Source organism: Nocardia sp. NPDC127526 (genome assembly GCF_042672265.1).
GTDB lineage: Bacteria > Actinomycetota > Actinomycetes > Mycobacteriales > Mycobacteriaceae > Nocardia.
Genome location: NZ_JBHXVO010000004.1, coordinates 340,648 through 357,705, shown reverse-complemented (window position 1 = coordinate 357,705; position 17,058 = coordinate 340,648). Strand labels below are relative to the sequence as shown.

Here is a 17,058-nt window from a genome sequence, read left to right as displayed (position 1 = left end):
AATCACCCGGTCACGGTATCGGCGCGGCACCGCGTCCGGGCACTGCCGCGCCGAGGGCCGGGCGGCAGCGGGTCAGTCGGCGAGGTCGGCGATGAGAACCGGGACGAGGCGGGTGTAGCGCCGCGCCAGCGGCGGCAGCTCGGTGGCGTCCGCCGCATCCACCACCCGCGGGTTGATGAACTTTCTGGTCCGCCGGCGATAGGTGGCCGTGCCGCCGCCCGCCGCCAGCACATTGCGCACCCAGTCGGTCTTGCTGCCGTAGGCCAGCGGCACGATCAGCAGATCATCGCGGACGCTGCCGAGCACGGGGGTCGTGAAGGCCCTGCCGGACTTACGGCCCTGATGACCGATCACGGTGTAGGGCGGGATCTTTCCGGCGTAGAGGCGCGCGAACCGGTTGGTGACAACGCGATTGAACGCGGGCAGCCAGTTCGGCGCGATACCGTCGCCGCTGCCGGCATCGCGGACCCAGCGCAGCGGCCCGCGCCGCCACTGCTCGGGTTCGTGCTCGATGCCGTGGCTCTTGAGCAGCATGGCCAGCATCTCGTAATGGCCGACCAGCATGCACAGATCGGCCAGCTGCGCCTCGGACAGGTACCGCGACAAGCCGTTCCAGGTCTCGTCGCCGATCATCCGATCGGCGTGCAACTCGTCCACCGCGCGCAACAACAGGCGCTGCTGTTCGGTCCAGCCGGGCGCGTCGGGCCCCGCGGCGACCCGCTCCACGGTCGCCACCGAGATGCCGCTGAAGCGGGCCGCGAAGACGTGGTGATGCCATTCGTAGCGCGCGCCGACATCCCAGGCGGTGCGCAGCGTCGCCAGTTCGCAGTCCACGCGAGTGAGCTTGCTGCCCGGCACGACGCGCAGCCCGAGCGGCGCGTAGCCGAAGAACAGATTGCCGCTGCGGCCCATGACCTCGAGAACCTTGATCCGCCGGCCACCGCCGAGCAGCCCGCCGGCGCGGGCCACCAGCCAGGTGGCGGTGTGGGTCCTGCCCAGCTTCCCGAGCTCGGGCAGTCGTTCGACATCGGCGGCCCGCCAGTGCGGCGAGTCGTCGGTCCGTTGCGCGACATCGGTTTTGAGGGATGGCACGGCGGAATCCTTCCGGCGAATTCGGCGAGCGGTGATGGCGGTGGCCGCGACGGCGGTGACGGCTGCGCCGCGCGCAACCCGGGTTCGCATGCGCCGCTGGGGCACTGGCACCTCCACGGGGTGACGCCGAGCGTTGTGCCCGGACATGGCGAGCGTAGGAACCTGCCGCCGCGGCCCGACATGGCGCGATTCGCCAGCTGATTGACGATCGACGCCAAGCCGCGCCGCGCCTCGTGCGGCCCGGACCGGGTGCCGGGCCCGCTGGCTACCCGGGGAAGACCAGCGTGAACTCCGCGCCCCGGCCGGGCTCGGATTCGACGGTGATACGCGCGCCGTGCAATTCGGCCACCTGGGCGACGATGGCGAGCCCGAGGCCGTGGCCGGCGGTCGCCCGAGCGGTGGGGGAGCGGTAGAAGCGATCGAAGACGTGGGGCAGATCCTCGGGCGCGATGCCCGGTCCTTCATCGCGGATGGTCAACCGCCGCCCGGTCAGTTCGACCTGCACCGTCGCACCGGCCGGGCTGAACTTGGCCGCATTGTCCAGCAGATTGGTGAGGGCGCGAGCCAGCCGGGCGGGTGCGCCCGGGATGGTGACGGGATCCAGCCGTGTCTCGAAGGTGATTGCGGGCCAATGCCTTCGGGCCGCCTCGACGCGGTCGGCCAGCAGGGTGTCCAGCCGCAGGTCCTCCAGAGTTTCCCGGGGCGCGGCGGGATCGTCGGCGCGGGCCAGATCGATGAGATCGGTGACCAGCCCGGACAGTTCCTCCGACTGCGCACGCAGCGCGGCGACGGTGTCGTCGAGCTGGGCGGGGGACAGCCGGGCGGCGCGGCGCAGCAGGTCGATATTGGTGCGCAATGCCGTGAGCGGGGTGCGCAATTCGTGCGAGGCGTCGGCGATCAGGCGCTGTTGCGCCGCACGGGAATCGCGCTCGGCGGTGAGCGCCGCGTCGAGCTCGTCGAGCATGGTGTTGATGCTGACCGCCAGGCGGGCCAGCTCGTCGGAACCGCTGACGGCGATGTGCTGGTTGGGATCCCGGGTGCGGGCCACCCGCTCGGCCGCCCGCGTCAGCGCGGTCACCGGCGCCAGTGCGCGCCGGGCCAGCAGTGTGCCCGCCACGGCGGCCAGCAGTGTCCCGGCGGCGGCCGCGGCCAGCAGGGCCACTCCCATGCGGCGCAGGCCGGTGTCGACGGTGTCGGACCGCTGTGCGACCTGTACGGCGCTGCCCGGTTCCAGCTGTGCGGTGTACATGCGCATCGGGTAGCCCGCGAGGGTGAAATCGCTGAAGTAGGCGTCCGCGGATCCCGTTGCCACCGCGCGGGTTTCGGCGTCGATCGGCAGGTTCTGGCCGGGCAGGTTCTCCGATCGGATCTCGCCGTCGGCGGCCACCACCTGGACGCAGTTGGGCGCGGCCAGGTACTGGCACGGCCCGGAGATGGCGGCGACATCCGGTTCGGCCGGATACTGCCGCGCGATGCGGGTGGCCTCGCGACGCAGCCCCAGATCGAGGTCGCTTCTCAGCTCGTGCCCGACCACGAAGTACGCGGCGGCGGCCATGCCCGCCAGCGCCAATGCCATGGCGAGCACGAAGAATCCGATGATCCGGCCGCGCAGGCCCGGCCGGGTCACCCGGGCCCCAGCCGGTAGCCCACCCCGCGCACGGTGTGAATGAGCGGCGTCTCGCCGTCGGCCTCGATCTTGCGGCGCAGATAGCGGATGTAGACCTCCAGCGAATTCGACGACTGGTGACCCCACACCCGGTCGATGAGCGTCTCCCTGGGCAGCGCCTGCCCGGCATTGCGCAGCAGGACCTCCAGCAGCGCGAATTCGGTTCGGCTGAGCTCGATCTCGCGCCTGCCGCGGCGCACCGTGTGCGCGGCGGTGTCCATGACCAGATCCCCGGCCGAGAGCACCGCCCCGTCCTCGGGATAGGTGCGGCGCACCAGGGCGCGCACCCGCGCCAGCAACTCGTCCAGATCGAACGGTTTGACCAGATAGTCGTCGGCCCCGGCATCGAGGCCCTCGATGCGATCGGCGACCGCGTCGCGCGCGGTGAGCATGAGAATCGGCGTGCGATCGCCGCGTCCGCGCAGCGTGCGGCAGGCGGTCAGGCCGTCCATGAACGGCATGAGCACATCCAGCACCACGACCTCGGGCCGCCATCCGGCAACCTCGGTGAGCGCGGTCGCGCCATCCCCGGCCCAGCGGGTCTCGTAACCCTCGCTGTCGAGGGCGCGCACCAGGGCCTCGCGCACCGCCGCTTCGTCGTCGACCACCAATACCCGCACCTGTCGGATAATACGGACGCGGCCACCTGCCCTTTCTCATCGAACTTTCATATCGGGCGTTCAGCGTGGTGGCCATGAGACTTCGCAGACGGCATCGGGTCCCGGCGGTGATCGCCATGGCGGGCCTGACGGCCACCGGGCTCGCGGCCTGCGGCCACGACCTTTCCCCGGCCACACCGCAGATCGACGGCAATCAGGTGGTTATCCCCTTGAGCGAGGGGACGGCGCGGGTGGACACCACCTCGCTGGCGGTCACCGCCACGGCCGGCGGGCACACCTACGAGCTGTCCGCGCCCGCCGCCGGCGCGCTCGGGCCCGCCGGACCCATGCGCCTGGTGGGTGACGCCGTGACCTGGACCTATCCCGATCGGGGCCTCGCCGCATCGGCGACCGCCGTCGACGGACGCGTGCAGATCACGCTCGACAGCGATCGCGACGGCCGGCTCGTCTGGCCGGTCACCGGCGGCGACGCCGCGGCCGCGTCGGTCCAGATCCCGCGCGGGGAGGGCCTGTCGCTGCCGGTGCGCGACGCGTTCTGGAACGGTCCCGATACCGGTGTGGTCGGTGAACCGATGAGCCTGACCTCGGGCCTCACCATGCCGTTCTGGGGTTACCGGCTCGGCGGGCGCGGCGTCAGCTACATCGTGCCCACCGATAGCGGCAGCAGCCTCACCCTGAACTCCGAGAACGGCAGGCTGCTGGCCCGCGCCGCCCACGACTTCGACGAACGGGCCGACACGCGCGACTACACCGTCACTTTCGCACTCACCGGCGATTCACCGGTCGCGGCGGCCGTCGACTACCGGTCCTGGCTGATGCGGCACGGGGAGTTCGTCCCACTGCGGGACAAGATCGCGCGCAACCCGGAGGCGGGCAAGCTCCTCGGGGCCTTCCACGCCTACCTGTTCGGCGACGGCCGCACGCCCGAGGCCGTGCGCAAGATGCACGATCTCGGACTGAGCCGCATGTGGCTCGGCTACGACGCCGACGACCACCCCATGGCCAAGGAGTCGGTCACCGCCGCCGAGGACGCCGGATACCTTGCGGGGCCCTATGATTCGCTGGACAACGCCCAGGATCCGGCGACCGCCGACAATCCGACCTCGCGCTGGCCCGGACGGATATGGCCGGACGGCTGCGTGCACCGGGCCGACGGGACGCCGGAGGCGGGCTTCCGCGACCGGGGCTGCTACCTGAGTTCCGAAGCGCTGAAACAGGATCCGCAACTGTACCGGGATCGCTACGCGCAGATGAGCGCCAATGGCGCGAACACCTACTTCCTGGATGTGGACGCCGCCGGCGAATTCTTCGACGACTACTCCGCCGGCCATCCGATGAACCAGCGGCAGGACCGCGCCAACCGCCTGGACCGCATGCGGTGGTTCGCCGACCGCCCACAGGTGCTCGGCTCGGAATCGGCGGGCGCGTGGGCCGCTCCCGTGCTCGACTACAACCACGGTGCGCAGACCCCGATCGCCGGCGGCATCTGGAAGCTCCAGCGGGACAAGGAAACCTGGGGCGCGTGGTACCCGCAGCGCGCGCCGAAGACCTTCTTCCAGCCCGTGGACCTGCCCGCCGACCTGGCGAAAGCCATGTTCGACCCGGTCTACCGGGTGCCGCTGTACGAAACCGTGCTGCACGACTCGCTCGTGAACGCAGACCGCTGGGAACTGTCGTACTACAAACTGCCGCAACAGCAGACGATGCGCGCACTCACCGCGATCCTGAACAACACCCCGCTGAACTTCGTCCTCGACCGCGCCACCCTCGACGCGAAGGGCCCGGAAATCGCTCGCCTGCAACAGTTCTTCGCGCCGCTGCACGAGGTCGCCGGCACCTTGCCCATGACGGACTTCCGCTACCTCACCGACGACCATCAGGTGCAGACCACCACCTTCGGCGACGGCGACCTGACCGTGGTCGCCAACTTCGGAGACCGCGACTACAGCGGACTGCCCGGTGGCTGCGTGGACGCCACCCTGAAGGGCGACACCACACCGCGACGGTTGTGCCCGGTCCAGTGAACGACTACCGGATGCCCGTACCGGTCCGCGCGACCACGCGGACCGGGCGGGGGAGACTGCTCGTATTCGCCGGTGCCTCAGCGCTTCTCACCCTCTTGCTGCTCGGGCACACCGCTGTCCCCGATATCGGCGGCCTCGGCGTCGCACTGGACACCGCCGCCCCGTGGCTGGTCGTCCTCGTGCCGCTCCTCGCGCTGATCGCCTTCCTGTGCCGCAGCCCGGCCGGGGCGGCCACCACCCTGATCCCGCTCCTGGTGTGGGCGTACAGCTTCGGCGCCTGGTGGGCCCCCGTCCACGGCGCGAGCGGCCCCGCGGCGGCGGATGGCGTGCGCATCGTCTCGCAGAACCTCTTCGCGGCCAACGAATCCCCGGCGGCGACCGGTCGGGCTCTCGTCGCCACCGATGCGGACATCATCGCCGTCGAGGAGCTCGGCGGCGCCGACCGCGCGGCGGTCACACGCATCCTCGACACCGCCTACCCCTACCGCGAGGAGATCGGCACCGTCGCCCTCTGGAGCCGCTATCCGACCTCGGACACCACCGCCGCGGATGTCGGCGTCGGCTGGAAGCGCGGCCTGCGCACCCATATCGCCACGCCCGCCGGCGATCTCGTGGTCTACGTCGTGCATCTGCCATCGGTCCGCCCCGGCGACACCGACGCCCGCAATCGCGGCCTCGCCACCCTGTCCGGTCGGCTCACCGCCGAGCGGGCCGAACACGTCGTGGTCGCGGGGGATTTCAATACCGCGAGCACCGATCGGCACTGGGACGGCTTCGCGCCGGGCTACCGCCACGCTCTGTCCGATGCGGGCTCCGGCCCCGGATTCACCTGGCCCGCGGTCTTTCCCGTCGCGCGCCTCGATCACATCCTGGTGCGCGGCGCGGACATCGCCACCGCATCCGTGCTGCGACTGCCCGGCCCGGACCACTGCGCCGTCCAGGCCACCCTCGCCCTCGGCTCGAAACCCCGGTGACCTGGGCGTGATCGACCCCGACCGGAAACTCGCCTACACTGTCTGGGACAGGGGTGGCTGGAATTGCGGCGTCGCGGGAAAGGATCGGCAACGTGGCCGGACTCAGGAGAAAAGGCATCACCCGGATGGCCAAAGTGGCGAGCATTCCGGCCACCCTCATGGCCCAGCGCGTCGCCGCCACCGGGCGCAGCCTGATATCCGGCGCGGAACGCGGCGCCATCACCGACGAGATGCTCGACAATGCGGCCGACCAGATCTTCGCCGTACTGGGCGAGCTCAAGGGCGGCGCCATGAAGCTCGGGCAGGCGCTGAGCGTGGCCGAGGCGGGGGTGCCGCCGCGCTTCGCCGATCACTTCCGCGAGGCGCTGACCCGCTTGCAGCAGGAAGCGCCGCCCATGCCGGTCGCCGACACCCATCGCATGCTGGACCTGCAACTCGGCACCGGCTGGCGGAAACGGTTCGCGCACTTCGCGGACGAGCCCATTGCCGCCGCCAGTATCGGGCAGGTGCACAAGGCGGTCTGGCACGACGGGCGCGCGGTGGCGGTCAAGGTGCAGTATCCCGAGGCCGAGGAGTCGCTGCGCGCGGATCTGAAGATGCTGCAAATGGTTTCGGGCGCCTTCAACACGCTGCTCGCGGGAACCAATGCGCGCCAGCTCATCGAGGAATTCCTGGCCCGCACCGAGGACGAGCTCGACTACCGCATCGAGGCGGCGTTCCAGCGGCGCTTCGCCCGCGCCTTCGCGGGAGATCCGCGGTTCTTCGTGCCGCGGGTGGTGGCGGCCGCGCCCAAGGTACTGGTCTCGGAATGGATGGACGGTATTCCGCTGTCCCGCATCATCGCCGGCGGCAGCCGGGCCGACCGCGATCGCGCCGGACTGCTGCTCGCGGAGTTCGCGCTCTGCTCGCCGTCGCGGGTCGGCTGCCTGCACAGCGATCCGCATCCCGGGAATTTCCAGCTGCGCCCGGACAATCGGCTGGGCGTCATCGACTTCGGGGCCTGCGCGGAGACGCCGCGCGGAATACCGCGCGCGGTCGGGCGATTGGCGCGCTGCGCGCTCGCCGAGGACTATCCGGCGCTGGAAGCCGTGCTGCGGGAGGAGGGCTTCGTCAAATCGGGCGCGCCCATCGATATGGGTCCCATTCGCCGGCGCATAGCGCCCGTGGTGGCGCAGATCGACGGCAGCGACTTCCATTTCAGCCGCGCCATGCTGCAGGCGGAGGTCGCGCGCTCACTGGATCCGGAGAACATCTCGCTCACCAATGCGCGGGCCCTGATGGCGCCGGTGGATCATCCCGAATATGCCATGCTCGCACGCGTTTTCGGCGGCGTGGTCGGTATCTGCGCGCAACTCGACGCGCAGGGGCCGTTCCTCAGCCTGGCCGGGAAATGGGTTCCCGGACTGGGGGATACGCGGGAGGCCGCCTGCTGACCGATCCGCTCAGGATAGGTGGACCCCGATCAAGGCCGGTGCGGCCGCCGCATGCGGCGCACTGGCGACCAGAATCGCCGTGGTGCTGAGTACCGCACTGGTCGCCAGTACGGGAACTGTCCAGGGGCGCGGGGTGATGACGGCCGACACCGCCCGCGTCGCGGCTGTAGCCGCCGCGTCCGCCATCCTTCGAGGGGTCAAAGCCACACTCCTTGTTCGGCACAACTCGGTTGAGCAAACACAGGCGACGCGTGTGGACGCGCCGTGCTGCGTGCCCCGGAACGAACCTAGCCGAGAATCGAGCAATTTCACCGCACCTGGCCGAAGATGGCCAGAATGTGTCACGAAACGGTAACGGCCACAGAGCCGCCGCGGAGCTCGCCGGGGAGCCGTGCATCGCGAACCTTGCGGCCCGATAGCGCTTTCCGCATACGGTGTGACCGACCCGACGTTCGTGTCACCCTCGGGACACGCCGAATCGCCGCGGGCGTGCCGCCGCGGCCGTGCGGGCCGCACGGCGCTCGCGCGCGGCGGCGAGATCGGCCGGGGCGTGCGGGTCCGCGGCCGCGGGTTCGGGGCCGCGGGTTCGGTAGCGGGTGAAGGCGGCGGTCAATTCCGGTGACCAGCGCAGGATTTCCTCGCGCATGGGGCCCGCGGTGTCGAGCTGGGAGAGCAGGCCCAGCAGGGTGACCAGGGCGCGGGCGAAGGGCGTGCAGGACGCGGGCATGGTGAGCTGGCGCCACACATTCGACAATCGCGGATTCATGGTGTGCAGGACGCGGCGGCGCAGCCACTCCCGATCCACCCGGGCCGACTCCAGGCGCACCAGGTCGACGTACGGGGCCAGCTGATCGGACAGCACGGCCGCGTCGAAGCTGACCTCGTCGTCGGCGAAACCGTGCTGCCGGATGGCGGTATCCAGTTCCGCCGGACCGCCATTGAAGACGGCATCGCCCAGATCGCTCACCATGGCCTCGAAATCCGGCGGCGGCCACGGCGCGCAGGCGCCGAAGTCGACCACGCCCAGGCGGCCGTCGGGCAATATCCGGAAATTGCCGGGGTGCGGGTCGCAGTAGATGAGACCCGCCCGCGGACCCGCGGACAGCACGAAGCGCAGGGCCAGCATGCCGGCGCGGCTGCGTTCCTCGGCCGCGCCCGACTCGATGATGCGGTGCAGCGGGATTCCGTCCAGCCATTCGGTGATCAGGACATCGCCGCGCTGGGCCACCACCTCGGGAACGCGGAAGTCCGGATCATTCGCGTAGGCGGCGGCGAAGGTGCGCTGGAATTCGGCCTCGGCGGCGAAATCGAGTTCCGCGCGCACGGATTCGGCGAGCTGGTCGGCGAGCGCGCGCACATCGGCGTGCGGCGCGAAAACCGTGGCCAGCGTGGACATGCGGCGCAGTTGATCGAGATCGGCGAGCAGCGCCGCGCGCGCACCCGGGTACATGACCTTCACCGCCACGCCGCGCCCGTCGTGCCAGACCGCGCGATGCACCTGGCCGATGGTGGCCGATGCGGCGCGGCGGTCGTCGAATTCGCGGAACAGCTCGCGCCAGTCGTCGCCCATGGATGCCGCCATGGCCGTGTGCACGGTGGCGGGCAGCATGGGCGGGGCGGCATCGTGCAGGCGGCTCAGCGCGGCCCGATACGGTTCGGCCAGCTCCGGCGGCAGCGCGAGTTCGTAGACGGCCATGATCTGCCCGAGCTTGGCGGCGCAGCCCTTCAATTCGCCGAGCACCTCGAAGATGTGCTGGGCGGTGCGCAGCTGGATCTCCAGATCCACATCCGCGGCCGGGCGGCCCAGGACGCGTTTGCCCATACCCGCGGCCCGGCGGCCCGCATAGGCGATCGGCAGGCCGGCCAGTCTGGCGGCGCGAACCACCTTGCCGGAGGGAGGATTCCCCCCGATATCGGTGGTCCTGCCCCGAGAACCGATCCGCCGAGCCGCCATTCGCTACACCCCTACCCGATAACCCGCCGTATCGAGTCTCTCATGCCCTGGAAACTGAGTGGTCTTCTCAGGGGGTGCGGATGGCGGTCAGCCGCGGGCGGCCTTCTTCCGGGGTGCGCTCTTCTTGGGTGCGCTGCGGGCCGCGGCCACGCCGCGTGCGACCCATTCGTCGAGCACCTTGTCCTCGGCGAGGACCGCATCGTCGATGCGCAGCCAGCCGCGCGACTCGCGCCCGCCCATGACCATCGCGCTCGCGCCCGCGAGCCGGACCAGCTCATCGTGCGCCTCGGGACCCACCCGCACGAGCAGCCCGCCCTTGCCGCTGGCCGCCACCGCCATATTGCCGTCGATCATGAAACCGAGACCGCCGAACATCTTCTTCTCGACGGCCTCGGCCATTTCCGGCCCGAGCGAATCCCGGATCCGCTCGGCCAGTTCCTCGTCGTATGCCATGCAGGCATTGTCACCCCGCCCACCGACAACCCGGAGAGACCGCTCCGACAGGTGTTTCAGACGCGTGTATGAGGTACACAGGTAAGGTGGAAGCCCCGCCGACGGTAGGCGTCGAAGAGGAGTTTCTCCTCGTGGATCCGCGGACGGGCGCACCGGTGAGCAGGAATGTCGATGTTGCCCGCACCGCGGCGGATTTCGGTCTCGATCTGCAATTGGAAATCACGCGATGCCAGGTGGAGACCACCACCCGCGTGCACACCAATACCCCGGATCTGCTGCGTGAACTGCGCGAACTTCGGCGCGGCGCGGCGATCTGCGCGGAGAAGAACGACGCCCTGCTGCTCGCCAGCGCGGTACCGCTGAGCGCGCCGGACGAGCTGACCATTACCGGCACCCCGCGCTATCGCCGCATTGCCGAGAACTTCGGCCGGCTCGCCAATGACCAAGGTCTGTGCGGCTGCCACGTGCACGTGGCGGTGCCGGACAAGGACGTCGCGCTGCGGGTGAGCAACTTCCTGCGCCCGTGGCTGCCGCTGCTGCTGGCGCTGACCGCGAATTCCCCCATCTATCGCGGCGGCGAAACCGGGTATGCCAGCTGGCGCAATATTCTGTGGCGCCGCTGGCCCAGCGCCGGCCCGCCGCCGCATTTCGGCTCCGTGCGCGAATTCGACGCCGCCGTGGAATCCATGCTGTCGCTGGGCGTCATCCTCGACCGCAAGATGGTGTATTGGGATGTGCGGCCCTCGGTCACCTTCCCGACCGTCGAGGTGCGCGTCAGCGATGTGCCCGCGACGGTGGAGGAATCGGCGCTCATGGCCACCGTGGTGCGGGCCGCCGTCATGACCGCGTGCCGGGTTCCGGAACCGGCCGCCATCTCCGAACCCGTACTGCGCGCGGCCTATTGGAAGGCCGCGCACGAAGGCATCGACGGGGCTGCGATCGATCCGCTGGACGGCCGCATGCTGCCGGTCGAGGATCTGCTGTCGCGGCTCATCGACCGGATCCGGCCCGCCCTGGAGGAACTCGGCGATCTCGACTTCGTCACCGAGGCCGTCACCGCGCTGTTGATCCGGGGCAATGGCGCGCGCCGGCAGCTGCGCGCCTTCCGCAATCGGGGCGAACTCGGCGATGTCATCGAGGAATTGGCCGAGGCCACCCTGTATACCTGCCGATAGCGGCTGGTCCGTGGTGCCGGACCAGCCGCGCCGGACTTCCGCTCAGTGCCCGCGTTTACGCCACTCGTCGAGCTGCGGCGCCTCCGCGCCGATGGTGGTGGAATCGCCGTGACCGGTGTGCACCAAGGTTTCCGGCGGCAGCGACAACAGCCGCTCGGCGATCGAGTCCACAATGGTCCCGAAGTCCGAATGCGAGCGCCCGGTCGCCCCGGGACCGCCGTGGAACAGCGTGTCCCCGGTGAACACCGCACCCAGATCCGCGGAGTAGAAGCAGCACGCGCCCGGTGCGTGGCCCGGCGTGTGCAGCACCTGCAAGACGGTCCCGCCGACCTCGATGGTCTGCTTGTCGGTCAGCTCACCGTCCGGGTCCACCGTAGGATGCGTGAGTCGCCACAGGACCATATCGTCCGGATGCAGCAGCACCGGAGCCCCGGTGGCGCGGGCCAATTCGGGCGCGATGCGAATGTGGTCGTCGTGCGCGTGCGTGGCCAGAATGGCCTGCACCTTCCGGGTGCCGATGACATCCAGGATGGCCCGCAGATCGTGCGGTGCGTCGATGACCACGCATTCCAGGTCGTCGCCGACCACCCAGACATTGTTGTCGACGTCGAAGGTCTCCCCGTCCAGGCTGAAGGTGCCCGAGGTGGTGGTGTGATCGATGTGCGCCACTACAGCACCACCACCGAGCGCAGCACGTCGCCGTGATGCATCTTGGTGAACGACGCCTCGACCTCGTCGAGTGAAATAGTCTCGGTGACAAAGGCATCCAGATCCAGGCGGCCCTGCTTGTAGAGCTCCACCAGATAGGGGAAGTCGCGCGAGGGCAGGCAGTCGCCGTACCACGAGGACTTCAGCGACCCGCCGCGGGAGAAGAAGTCGATGAGCGGCATCTCGATCGTCATATCCGGCGTGGGCACGCCCACCAGCACCACCGTGCCGGCCAGATCGCGCGCGTAGAACGCCTGCTTCCAGGTCTCCGGCCGCCCGACCGCGTCGATCACCACATCCGCGCCGAAGCCGCCGGTGAGCTCCTGAACCCGCTCGACCGCATCGTCTTTGGCCGCGTTGACGGTGTGGGTCGCCCCGAAACCGGTGGCCCACTCCAGCTTCCGCTCGTCGATGTCGACCGCGATCACGGTGGTGGCGCCCGCCAGCCGGGCCCCCGCGATGGCGGCGTTACCCACACCGCCGCAACCGATCACGGCCACGCTGTCACCCCGGCTCACCCCGCCGGTATTGATGGCCGCGCCCAGCCCGGCCATGATGCCGCAGCCCAGCAGGCCCACCGCGGCGGGCGAGGCGCTCGGGTCCACCTTGGTGCACTGCCCGGCGTGCACGAGGGTCTTCTCCGCGAAGGCCCCGATGCCCAGCGCGGGTGTCAGCGGCGTGCCGTCGGTGAGCGTCATCGGCTGTGCCGCATTGAAAGTCGAGAAGCAGTACCAGGGCTTGCCCTTCTTGCACGCGCGACAGGTGCCGCAGACCGCGCGCCAGTTCAGGATGACGAAATCACCGACCGCCACATCGGTCACGCCCTCGCCCACGGCCTCCACGAGGCCGGCGGCCTCGTGGCCGAGCAGGAACGGGAATTCGTCATTGATACCGCCCTCGCGGTAGTGCAGATCGGTGTGGCACACCCCGCACGCCTGCACCGCCACCACGGCCTCACCCGGTCCGGGATCCGGGATCACGATCTCGGTCACTTCCACCGGGGCATTCTTCGAGCGTGCGATCACGCCGCGCACAATCTGGGACAACGATTTTCCTTCCTAGGGCAATGCGATTGCTTCGACTATGGCATCGGGTCGTGCGGGTCGCGAGCGAATCACGATGAGTCGCAACCCCACAGCAGCGCCGTGCCGCGATCTCACCGGAGTGCGGTGGCGGCGGCTTCGGCAATGGTGTCGGCGACCGCGGTGAGCGCGGGAGAGTCCAGTCGCCACTGCTGCCAGTACAGCGGCACGTCGATGAAGACGGCGGGGTCGACCGGAACCAGCTCGTCGCCGGGCCGGACCTGCATGTCCGGCATCATGCCCCAGCCCAGGCCCAGGCGGATGGCCTCGCCGAATCCGGCCGAGGACGGAATGTAGTGCCGGGGCGGGTCGATGGGTTTGCGGGTGTAGTGCCGCACCAGGCGGAACTGCAGATCGTCCTTGCGGTCGAACAGGATGACCGGGGCCGTGGCGAACGCCTTGGCGGTCGCGCCGTCCGGGAACCAGGTGCGGGCGAAGTCGGGATGGGCCAGCGGGCGGTAGCGCATGGCGCCGAGGCGGCGCACGGTGCAGCCCTGCACGGGCGCGGCGGTGGAGGTGATGGCGGCCATGACGGTGCCGTCGCGCAGGAAACGGGTGGTGTGCTCCTCGTCCTCGCGATGGATCTCGAAGCTCACCCCCGCGGCCGCGCGGGCCAGGGCGGGCAGCACCCAGGTCTGTAAGGAATCCGCATTGACCGCGATCGGGATATTGACCGGGCGGTCGGCGGGTTGATTGGCTTCACCCAGCTCCCTGGCGGTATCGCCGGTGAGTAGCTGGATCTGCCGGGCCAGCCGCAGCACGGTCAACCCCGAATCGGTCGGCTGCACCGGTTTGGTGCGTTGCACCAGGATGCGCCCGGCGGCGTCCTCGAGGGCCTTGATGCGCTGGCTGATCGCCGACGGGGTGACGCTGAGCCGGCGCGCGGCGGCGTCGAAGGTGCCCTCGCTGATGACGGCGTCGAGGGCGCGCAGCTGGTCGAGCTGGAGGTCCATATTAAGAAATCGTAATGGTGCATCAAAAACATTAGCTGGCCTGGTCCTGGTCGACTGCCCTAGTTTCGGATGGGTGAACACGTCATCGGCGGCCCTGGCGGCCATTTCAGGACTCGGCTTCGGACTCTCCCTCATTGTGGCGATCGGCGCGCAAAACGCGTTCGTCCTGCGTCAGGGGATCCGACGCGAGCATGTCCTGCCGGTGGTCGCGGTCTGCGCCGCCTCCGACGTGATCCTCATGACCGCCGGCGTCGCGGGCTTCGGCTTCGTGGTCAACAACGCGCCGGTGCTGCTCACCGTCGCCAAGTACGCGGGCGCGGCCTTCCTGCTCGGCTACGCCTTCCTCGCCGCCAAGCGCGCCTTCTCCGCCTCGGCGCTGACCGCGGGCGGCGGCGCGCCCATCGCCCTGAGCGCGGCCATCGCCACCTGCCTCGCGGTGACCTGGCTCAACCCGCACGCCTACCTCGACACCATGGTGCTGCTGGGCTCCTTCGCCAGCACCTATGCGACGCCGGATCGCTGGTTCCTGACCGCGGGAGCCATTGCGGGCAGCATCATCTGGTTCTTCGGGCTCGGTTTCGGCGCGCGGCTGCTGGCTCCGGTCTTCGCCAAGCCGCGCGCCTGGCGGGTGCTGGATTCGGTGATCGCGCTCGTCATGACCGGTCTCGCGGTGAGCCTGCTGGTCAGCTAGCGGCGGACCTCGGCCAGCCGCACCGGCCTGCCCTCCCGGCGGGACAGCTCGCACGCCTCGGCGATGTAGAACGCCGCCAAGGCTTCTCCGGGCGGGCACGGATTCTGCATCTGCCCGGTGGCCACGCCCACGAAGGTGGCGAGTTCCTCGACGTAGGCGCCGTGGAAGCGCTCCATGAAGCCCGGATAGGCGGGCAGCGACGAGGGCGTCCACTGGTCCTCGACCGAATGCAGCGGGGCCCGATCATCCAGTCCCACAATGGCATTGCCCTTGGATCCGAGGACCTCGAGGCGCACGTCGTAGCCCGCGCCGTTGTAGCGGCCCAGCGAAACCGTCGCCAGCGCTCCGTCGTCCAGGCGCAGCACGACCGCGGCGGTGTCGACGTCCCCGGCGTCGGCGAAGAATTGCTCACCGCGATTGGCGCCGGTGGCGTAGACCTCGGTGACCTCGCGGCCGGTCACCCAGCGGATAATGTCGAAATCGTGGACGCCGCAATCGCGGAACAGTCCGCCGGAGCGCGGAATGTACTCGGCCGGCGGCGGCGCCGGATCGAGGGTGGTGGCGCGCAGGGTGTGGATCCAGCCCAATTCGCCGGAGGCCACCGCCGCGCGGGCCGCGCGGTAGCCGGCGTCGAAGCGGCGCTGGAAGCCGATCTGCACCGGCGCCTGGGCATCCGTCACCTGCTCGACCACCGCGAGGGTGCCGGAAATATCTGCGGCAATGGGCTTTTCGCAGAACACCGGGATGCCGCGCGCGACGGCGGCGGTGATCAGCTCCGGATGCGAATCGGTGGCGGTGGCGATGACCAGGCCGGTGAGGTCGGCGGCGAAGAGCGCGTCGATATCGGGCGCGAACTCGATGTCGAGTTTGTCGGCGGTGGCGCGGGCGCGCTGGGCGTCGGCGTCGGCGACGATCACCGTGTCCACGGCGGACAGCGCTTTGAGCGTCTCGGCATGGGAGGCGCCGATGCGGCCGGTTCCGGCGAGGCCAACACGAACGGGGGACATGATGGCTCCTGAGGTGTGAGAGTGCTTGTGGCGGTGTGAGGTTCGGGTGTTCACCCGCGCGGTGGCGCGGTCGTCGCGCGGACGATCAGCGCGGGTTCCAGGCGTTTGCGCACCGGTTCGGTGCGCTCCTCGCGCAGGCGCTCGGTGAGCGCCTCCACCGCCAGCCGCCCGATCCGCGTGCGGGGCTGGTCGATGGTGGTCAGCGCGACATTGCGCAGGGCGGCGAAGGAGGTGTTGTCGTAACCGACGACCGAGACATTCTCGGGGACACGCAATCCCGCCTCGCCCAGCGCCGACATGGCGCCGACGGCGCTGAAGTCGTTGCCGCAGACCAAGGCGGTGGGGAAGGTGTCGGGGGTGAAGATGTTCAGCAGTTTGCGCACCGCCGCCGCCCCGGCCTCGTCGGTGTGCTCGCCGGCGATGACCATGGGTTCCAGGCCGTGCCGCACCATGGCGGCGGTGTAGCCCTTGCGACGCTGCCCGGCGGCGAAGGCGGCGCCGCCGTCGAGGTGCACGATGCGCCGATGGCCCAGGGCGACAAGGTGATCCACGGCCAGCGCCGCACCCAGCTCGCCATCGTCGTTGACGGTGTCCACCTGTGCGATGGACGAGCTGCGCGAGACCAGCACGACCGGGCAGCGCGCGGCCGCGTCCCGGATGGAGGCCGCGGGCAGCACCGGCGACAGCAGGATGATGCCGCCGGGACGGAAGGCCAGCAGGCTCGCCAGCGCGGTCCGTTCCCGATTCGCGCTGCGGCAGCCGGTATTCAGGATGAGTTCCAGCCCCGCCTCCTGCGCGGCGGCGTCCATGCCCTCCACCACATCGGCGAAGAAGGCATTGCGCAGGTCGGACACCATGACGCCGACAATGTTGGAGGTGCGGCTGGCCAGCGAGCGGGCCATGAAATGCGGTTGGTAGCCGAGGTCTTCGGCCGCCTGCAGCACCGCGCGGCGGCGGTGATCGCTGACCTTGGGGGAGTTGCGCATGACCAACGAGACGAGAGCACGGGAGACGCCCGCGCGGGCCGCCACATCCTCCATGGTCGGTCGGGGCATGGTTCCTCCGGGTGATTCGAGTCGGTCTGATCGGACCGTACCGCCTCGGCGAGATGTGGGCAATAGAGCGCTCTAACGGAATTTTCTGGACATCGATTTTCGTGGGCTTTTGCCGGTGGTTTGGATGTTTTCCGAGGTGACACACCATTTTTCGATGTGCGTCGGGCTCTT

General features: G+C 69.8%; 16 protein-coding genes. 5 read left to right on the top strand and 11 right to left on the bottom strand.

Going from position 1 to position 17,058, the window contains the following annotated elements; genetic code table 11:
• Positions 1-72 precede the first annotated feature (72 nt).
• From ACFVIV_RS10520 to ACFVIV_RS10510, 3 genes are all read right to left on the bottom strand, one after another.
• Positions 73-1,092, bottom strand: a complete 1,020-nt coding sequence (locus ACFVIV_RS10520) for a nitroreductase family deazaflavin-dependent oxidoreductase (RefSeq protein WP_379194705.1) — start codon at positions 1,090-1,092, stop codon at positions 73-75.
• Between the two features lie 265 nt (positions 1,093-1,357).
• Positions 1,358-2,719, bottom strand: coding sequence for an ATP-binding protein (locus tag ACFVIV_RS10515; protein WP_379194703.1), 1,362 nt, complete (start codon positions 2,717-2,719; stop codon positions 1,358-1,360).
• Positions 2,716-3,378, bottom strand: coding sequence for a response regulator transcription factor (locus tag ACFVIV_RS10510; RefSeq protein ID WP_379194701.1), 663 nt, complete (start codon positions 3,376-3,378; stop codon positions 2,716-2,718). Before ACFVIV_RS10510 ends, ACFVIV_RS10515 begins: the two co-directional genes overlap by 4 nt.
• A gap of 74 nt (positions 3,379-3,452) precedes the next feature.
• Between ACFVIV_RS10510 and ACFVIV_RS10505 the strand changes: the two genes are divergently transcribed.
• The 3 genes from ACFVIV_RS10505 to ACFVIV_RS10495 all read left to right on the top strand — a co-directional run bounded on the left by ACFVIV_RS10505 (position 3,453) and on the right by ACFVIV_RS10495 (position 7,809).
• Positions 3,453-5,402 carry a glycoside hydrolase gene (locus tag ACFVIV_RS10505; RefSeq protein ID WP_379194699.1) on the top strand — a complete coding sequence of 650 codons (1,950 nt, stop codon included), beginning with the start codon at positions 3,453-3,455 and terminating at the stop codon, positions 5,400-5,402.
• A gap of 11 nt (positions 5,403-5,413) precedes the next feature.
• Positions 5,414-6,376, top strand: a complete 963-nt coding sequence (locus ACFVIV_RS10500; RefSeq protein WP_379194697.1) for an endonuclease/exonuclease/phosphatase family protein — start codon at positions 5,414-5,416, stop codon at positions 6,374-6,376.
• Between the two features lie 92 nt (positions 6,377-6,468).
• Positions 6,469-7,809 (top strand): ABC1 kinase family protein, encoded by a 1,341-nt coding sequence (locus tag ACFVIV_RS10495; RefSeq protein WP_379194695.1) that lies wholly within the window; start codon positions 6,469-6,471, stop codon positions 7,807-7,809.
• Positions 7,810-7,818: 9 nt separating this feature from the next.
• Here the strand turns inward: ACFVIV_RS10495 and ACFVIV_RS10490 are convergent, their stop codons facing one another.
• The 3 genes from ACFVIV_RS10490 to ACFVIV_RS10480 all read right to left on the bottom strand — a co-directional run bounded on the left by ACFVIV_RS10490 (position 7,819) and on the right by ACFVIV_RS10480 (position 10,216).
• Complete coding sequence (locus ACFVIV_RS10490; RefSeq protein WP_379194693.1) at positions 7,819-8,010, bottom strand: hypothetical protein; 192 nt, start codon at positions 8,008-8,010, stop codon at positions 7,819-7,821.
• 256 nt (positions 8,011-8,266) lie between these two features.
• The gene (locus ACFVIV_RS10485; protein WP_379194691.1) at positions 8,267-9,694 is read right to left on the bottom strand and encodes an ABC1 kinase family protein; all 1,428 of its coding nucleotides are present in this window, start codon (positions 9,692-9,694) and stop codon (positions 8,267-8,269) included.
• Positions 9,695-9,850: 156 nt separating this feature from the next.
• A complete protein-coding gene (locus ACFVIV_RS10480) occupies positions 9,851-10,216 on the bottom strand; it encodes a TfoX/Sxy family protein (RefSeq protein ID WP_379194689.1) in 366 nt (121 codons plus the stop codon).
• 86 nt (positions 10,217-10,302) lie between these two features.
• Here ACFVIV_RS10480 and ACFVIV_RS10475 point away from each other — a divergent pair, with 86 nt between their 5' ends.
• Entirely contained in the window at positions 10,303-11,391 is a 1,089-nt protein-coding gene (locus ACFVIV_RS10475) for a glutamate--cysteine ligase (RefSeq protein WP_379194969.1), read from the top strand.
• A 42-nt stretch (positions 11,392-11,433) separates the two neighbouring features.
• Here ACFVIV_RS10475 and ACFVIV_RS10470 read toward each other — a convergent pair whose 3' ends face one another.
• From ACFVIV_RS10470 to ACFVIV_RS10460, 3 genes are all read right to left on the bottom strand, one after another.
• Positions 11,434-12,060 (bottom strand): MBL fold metallo-hydrolase, encoded by a 627-nt coding sequence (locus tag ACFVIV_RS10470; protein ID WP_379194687.1) that lies wholly within the window; start codon positions 12,058-12,060, stop codon positions 11,434-11,436.
• On the bottom strand, positions 12,060-13,145 hold the full coding sequence (locus ACFVIV_RS10465) for an S-(hydroxymethyl)mycothiol dehydrogenase (protein ID WP_379194685.1): 1,086 nt from the start codon (positions 13,143-13,145) through the stop codon (positions 12,060-12,062). The genes ACFVIV_RS10470 and ACFVIV_RS10465 overlap by 1 nt, the downstream gene beginning before the upstream one ends.
• 110 nt (positions 13,146-13,255) lie before the next feature.
• Positions 13,256-14,134 carry a LysR family transcriptional regulator ArgP gene (locus tag ACFVIV_RS10460; protein WP_379194683.1) on the bottom strand — a complete coding sequence of 293 codons (879 nt, stop codon included), beginning with the start codon at positions 14,132-14,134 and terminating at the stop codon, positions 13,256-13,258.
• Between the two features lie 73 nt (positions 14,135-14,207).
• On the opposite strand from ACFVIV_RS10460, the gene ACFVIV_RS10455 reads away from it, so the two are divergent.
• Positions 14,208-14,825, top strand: a complete 618-nt coding sequence (locus ACFVIV_RS10455; RefSeq protein ID WP_379194682.1) for a LysE/ArgO family amino acid transporter — start codon at positions 14,208-14,210, stop codon at positions 14,823-14,825.
• Here ACFVIV_RS10455 and ACFVIV_RS10450 read toward each other — a convergent pair.
• Both ACFVIV_RS10450 and ACFVIV_RS10445 read right to left on the bottom strand, forming a co-directional pair.
• Positions 14,822-15,832 carry a Gfo/Idh/MocA family oxidoreductase gene (locus ACFVIV_RS10450; RefSeq protein WP_379194680.1) on the bottom strand — a complete coding sequence of 337 codons (1,011 nt, stop codon included), beginning with the start codon at positions 15,830-15,832 and terminating at the stop codon, positions 14,822-14,824. The genes ACFVIV_RS10455 and ACFVIV_RS10450 overlap by 4 nt on opposite strands.
• A gap of 50 nt (positions 15,833-15,882) precedes the next feature.
• The gene (locus tag ACFVIV_RS10445) at positions 15,883-16,887 is read right to left on the bottom strand and encodes a LacI family DNA-binding transcriptional regulator (protein WP_379194678.1); all 1,005 of its coding nucleotides are present in this window, start codon (positions 16,885-16,887) and stop codon (positions 15,883-15,885) included.
• Between the last annotated feature and the right edge of the window lie 171 nt (positions 16,888-17,058).